Raw genomic sequence first — 5,257 nt, 5'->3', positions numbered from 1 at the left:
TGAAAATCGCGATAGACAAATTATTAATTATTGTATTGGCAATAACGACTTTAAATTGTGGCTCTCAAAAAACAAAAGGTGTTCAGACCCAAAGAGATTTATAAATCCAAACATTTAATCATAACACAAATTACCAAAAATTCATTTGAACACACCTCTTTACAAAAAAAACAAATGACTTTGGGAATGTTTCTTGTAATGGTCTCATCGTGACAAATAATAATGAAGCAATTGTGATTGACACGCCAACAAATGAAAAAAGTTCAAAGGAATTGATTCATTGGATAAAAGAAACGCTTAATTGTAAAATAAATGCAATTGTCCCAACCCATTTCCATGACGATTGTTTAGGTGGGTTAAAAGTATTTCAGGAAAATGATATTCCTTCTTATGCGTATTTAAAAACAATTAAGTTCGCTCAAGAAAATAAGTTTACTGTGCCTGAAAATGGCTTTAGTGATTCGCTCATTTTAAAAGTAGGCGATGAAACCATCATTGCAAAGTTTTTCGGAGAAGGCCACACAAAAGATAACATAATTTGTTATTTCCCATATGAGCATGTACTATTTGGAGGGTGTTTAATTAAAGCACGAAATGCAAGTAAAGGTTATCTAGGCGATTCCAATGTTAAAGATTGGTCGAAAACCGTTAAACGAATTAAAAAAGAGTACCAAGATGTAAAGGTTGTTGTTCCAGGACATGGAGATTTAGGAGATAAAAAATTACTTGATTATACAATTAAATTATTCAAGACTCAATAATATAATTTCTGTAAAAATGGTAATGAGGATATTTACTGTGCTTAACAATTATAGGTGCTTCGTGCAAATAAAAAAACAAATTAATTGGACGATAAATAATCTATATCCAACCCTTAAAATATGATTGAAATTATAAAAGTGAATATGTAAAATAATATATTATGAATAAAATGAAAGTATTTAAGGTCTTAAAAAAGATAGTAGTTACATTTTTTATTATTGATATGTACCTTACTAATTGTTGGATTAATTTACGAGAAACATTCTCGTTATAAATCAGAAAAAATAATGCCCAATGGTCAACTTGTTGAAGTTGCAAATCATAAACTTCATTATTACAAAAAAGGTGAAAATGGTCCTACTGTTGTTTTTGAAGCAGCTTTTGATCCAGCTGGACATCTTCAGTGGTACAATTTACAACAGGAAATATCCAAATTTGCCACGACGATATCTTATGATAGATCTGGTATATTGTGGAGTGAAAGAGGAGACAATCCAAAAACAGGAGAAAAAATAGCAGAAGAACTTCATTCATTACTTGAACAAGCGAATGTTTCCAAGCCTTATATACTAGTAGGTCATTCCTTGGGTGGAATGTTATTAAGAAGCTTTGTCTCCAAGTATTCAGATGAGGTTAGCGGTGTTATTTTAGTTGATAGCCAAACGCCGAATGATGAAGAATATCTTTCACCCGAGCTATACTCAATGGTTAATCAAGGACTGCCTGCGGGTTTTCTGAAATTTGCAAATGCCACAGGAGTTGCCCGTTTAATGTTCAAAGGGATGTTTCCAGACACTGGCGATTATAAATATCAGAATACAGTAATGCCAACCCTTATCCATAAAAGTGCCCATGGTGTTCTCGAAGAACAGGAAGAAATGAATAATTTGAAAAAAGAGGCAAATAAAATTAAATCATTTGGGTCAATTCCTTTAAGTGTCATTAGTGCAGGGGATAGTCAAAGATTTAGTAGTTTCATTAAAGATGAAAATTTAAAAATGGAAATGGTCAATGCTTGGGAAATGATGCAGAAAGATTTATTGAAGCTATCAACGAATTCCAAACAAATACGAGTGCCTAATAGTGGTCACTATATTAATCAAGACCAGCCAGATGTAATCATAGGAGCAATTAAAAGCATGATATCAGAAACCAAATTAAAATGATAGAACCTCTACTAAAACTAGAACTATTCGTAATGACATTCTTGTCTTTTAATGCGATTCATTCCCAAACTAACAAATCTTACGCTGACTCAATCAGAGTCAAATACAGTATTCCGGAGTTGAGTTATGCAGTTGTTAAAAGTGACATTATTCTCGAAATAGCAGCGACCGGATTCCATTCCATGAATTTACCTGACAGAGCAACCATCAATGATCGCTTTCACATTGGTTCAAATACCAAGGCAATGACCGCTTTTATAATTGCCAAATATGTTGAAGCGGGTAAATTAAGTTGGGATACTAATTTCTTTGATATATTTCCGAAATGGGAAAAATTCGCAAACAAGGAATATATGAATATAACATTAAGACAGTTATTGACACATAGGGCTGGAGTTCAGCCTTTTCAAGGAGAAGATACCGATCCTATATTTCCTAAATTTGAGGGTAACAATGAAAAGCGAAATAAGGAATTCAGTAAATTTCTACTAACTTTAAATCCTGTCACACCAGACGAGGGCACCTCATTCGTATATTCAAACGCAGGATACCAATTGGCAACGCTGATGTTGGAAAAGGTATCGCACAAATCTTGGGAGCAACTTGTAAAAGAGGTATATAATGACAAATTGGATATTCATGTTGAATTTTCATGGCCAGAAAATCAAAAACGAAAAGATACTTGGGGTCATTTATTTGATGGTAAAACATATACACCAGTACCTTCAGATTCAGATTATAAAATAGATTTAATGCAAGCATCTGGTGATATAAATCTAACATTACCAGATTATATAAAGTTCATTCAATTAAATTTAAAAGGTTTTAGTGGTGAAAGTAATTATCTTAAAGCAGATACTTACAAATACATTCATAATGCATCGATCGATTATGCCATAGGATGGTTTAATATTTTGGAGAATGAACGTCATTATTTTACCCATTCAGGAACCGATGGAACTTACTATTCATTAGTGACCATTGATAGAGAAAGAAATATAGCATACATATGTTTTACCAATAGTTTTTCCGACGATACCCAAATGGGTGTTAGAATGTTGATGCGAAAATTGGAGGAAAGTTGGAATGATAAATAATCTGAGCAGTAATAATTTTCAGAATAGTTGGATATCATGAAACAAACATGGATTTAGGAAAATTAAGAAATCATATCTGAAATATCTTTTAGTTATTGATAATTGAAAAAGTAATAGTTATAAAATTTTAAAGAATAACATTATTCATAATTTGTCGGTAATTTGAATAAAAATTCTTATTATCATAAAACATGAAGGAATCTATTTTAGCACTCATAAATAAAATTGGAAAATTTTCCGAAAAGGATTTATTACTCTTGACCCAAGAACTCCAATTTAGAAAGTTAAAAAAGAACGATTTTTTATTTGGAAGAAGGAATTATTTGTTCATCATTTTGGTATATCGTTGCGGGTAGCTTTTATCAATACCGTATCGATTCAGAATTAAATAAGAACATCATTGATCTTAACATTGCTGGTGATTGGGTAGTAAATCATAAAAGTTTTACTTCAAGAAACCCATCTATGTTTTCTATTCAAGCTTTTGAAGACAGCTCTATCTACGAAATTTCGATAGATGCTATTCATAGGTTAATTGGTCAGTCACAGTCATTTCTTCAAATGGGGAAGATTGTGGAAGAATCAACCTCACGAATCGCGTTTTTTGATAATAACTATACACCAGACGAAAGATATCTACATATATTAAAGAACAAACCTAAACTTATCCAGAAATTTCCTCAAACCATAATTGCATCCTTTCTTAAAATGACACCAGAAACATTAAGCAGGGTCAGAAAAAGAGTTTCTTAAAATAAATTTCTTTCTTGATTTCAATCAAGTGCTAATTTTCCATAATCTATAGACATTTGCATTTCAAAACAAATAATAAATCTATGGATACTAACTTTTACAAAAGCGCAGGATTTTCGCTGATTATAGGATCATTTATGGCTTCTGCCATTATGATGTTACATCCGGCAGGAGGAGACATAAACCATATTATTCAAATCTCTGCACTGTTACGGATTACTCATTCATTAGCTATTTTTTCTTTACCATTCATTTTATTTGGTTTTTATGGTCTGACCCACAAACTTTCAAACACATGGAGGTTATCATCTTTAGCTTTTATCATAATTACTTTCGGACTTTTTACAGTGATGCTCGCAGGTCTATTAAATGGTTTGGCCTTACCATATTTTCTTGGTAAATACTCGGAAAATGTTGAACATGATATTTCAATTGTAAAAACTATTGTAAATTATAACTTTGCGGTAAGCAAAGCTTTAGACTATGTTTTTATTGTATCGTTTTGCTCTGCCATAACTATTTATTCATTAATTACGATTGTCTCAAAACAAATCCCGAAATGGATTGGATACTTTGGTATTACAATTTTAATTTTGGTAATTATCGGCGCAATTACAAATTTTGAATTTACAGATATTGATGGTTTCAGAATAGTAGTTTTCAATATTGCAGGTTGGATTCTATTTTCAGGAGTTTCATTGATCCGTTCTAACAATAATCTAAATGAACAGAGAAAAAATTAGAAAAGCCTACAATGAATTAGCGGAAAGCTATAACAAATTAATAGACCATAAACCACATAATGCATATTATGATAGGCCTAATACGTTAAGTTTATTTGAAAGCGTTAAGAACAAATCAATCCTTGATGCTGGTTGTGGGCCTGGAAAATATGCCGAAATATTACTATCACAAGATGCGCAAGTGACTGGATTTGACTTGAGTTCAGAAATGATAAAATTTGCTAAAAAAAGAAACACAAATCAGGGAACATTCTTTGTTCACGATTTAAACGAACCTTTGACAATGCTAGAAGACAATTCTTTTGATTTTGTTTTGTGTGCATTGGCTTTACATTATTTAGAAGATTGGAGTTTATCTATTAAAGAATTCCATAGGGTTCTTAAAGAAAAAGGACAATTGATCATCTCAATTGAACATCCTTTTTTTGAGTACAACTATTACAAATCGACGGAGTATTTTAAAACAGAACCCGTAAAATGTACTTGGCGAGGTTTTGGTAAACCTGTAGAGATTAATAGCCATAGAAGACCTCTTGGCGAATGCTTGGCATCAATAACGGAAAACGGATTTTACATTGACAAATTGATTGAACCAAAACCTTTAAAGGAATTTGAGAAATTAGACCGAAAACATTACAAAGAACTAAATGAATTTCCAGCTTTTATGTGTATTAGAGCGATAAAAAAATAGGAAATAGTGTGGGAATAAGGTATGATTGTAATGCGATAGTCAATT

Annotated in this window: 5 protein-coding genes and 1 pseudogene; all 6 read left to right on the top strand. The window is 31.7% G+C overall.

The window, feature by feature from the left end:
• The first annotated feature begins 29 nt into the window (after positions 1-29).
• The 6 genes and pseudogenes from bla to A9996_RS18915 all read left to right on the top strand — a co-directional run bounded on the left by bla (position 30) and on the right by A9996_RS18915 (position 5,212).
• Positions 30-761 (top strand): annotated as a pseudogene (gene bla, locus A9996_RS18940) (subclass B1 metallo-beta-lactamase).
• Between the two features lie 288 nt (positions 762-1,049).
• Entirely contained in the window at positions 1,050-1,928 is an 879-nt protein-coding gene (locus A9996_RS18935) for an alpha/beta fold hydrolase (protein ID WP_066439032.1), read from the top strand.
• A complete protein-coding gene (locus A9996_RS18930; protein ID WP_083994037.1) occupies positions 1,925-3,025 on the top strand; it encodes a serine hydrolase domain-containing protein in 1,101 nt (366 codons plus the stop codon). The genes A9996_RS18935 and A9996_RS18930 overlap by 4 nt, the downstream gene beginning before the upstream one ends.
• Positions 3,026-3,331: 306 nt before the next feature.
• Positions 3,332-3,778, top strand: a complete 447-nt coding sequence (locus A9996_RS18925; RefSeq protein WP_066439026.1) for a Crp/Fnr family transcriptional regulator — start codon at positions 3,332-3,334, stop codon at positions 3,776-3,778.
• 83 nt (positions 3,779-3,861) lie between these two features.
• Positions 3,862-4,521 (top strand): hypothetical protein, encoded by a 660-nt coding sequence (locus A9996_RS18920; protein ID WP_066439020.1) that lies wholly within the window; start codon positions 3,862-3,864, stop codon positions 4,519-4,521.
• Positions 4,502-5,212 (top strand): class I SAM-dependent methyltransferase, encoded by a 711-nt coding sequence (locus A9996_RS18915; RefSeq protein ID WP_066439019.1) that lies wholly within the window; start codon positions 4,502-4,504, stop codon positions 5,210-5,212. Before A9996_RS18920 ends, A9996_RS18915 begins: the two co-directional genes overlap by 20 nt.
• The last annotated feature ends 45 nt before the right edge of the window (positions 5,213-5,257 follow it).

It is taken from the genome of Gelidibacter algens, assembly GCF_001678675.1.
GTDB classification, from domain to species: Bacteria; Bacteroidota; Bacteroidia; order Flavobacteriales; family Flavobacteriaceae; genus Gelidibacter; species Gelidibacter algens.
This window is presented reverse-complemented; position numbering and strand designations above follow the sequence as displayed.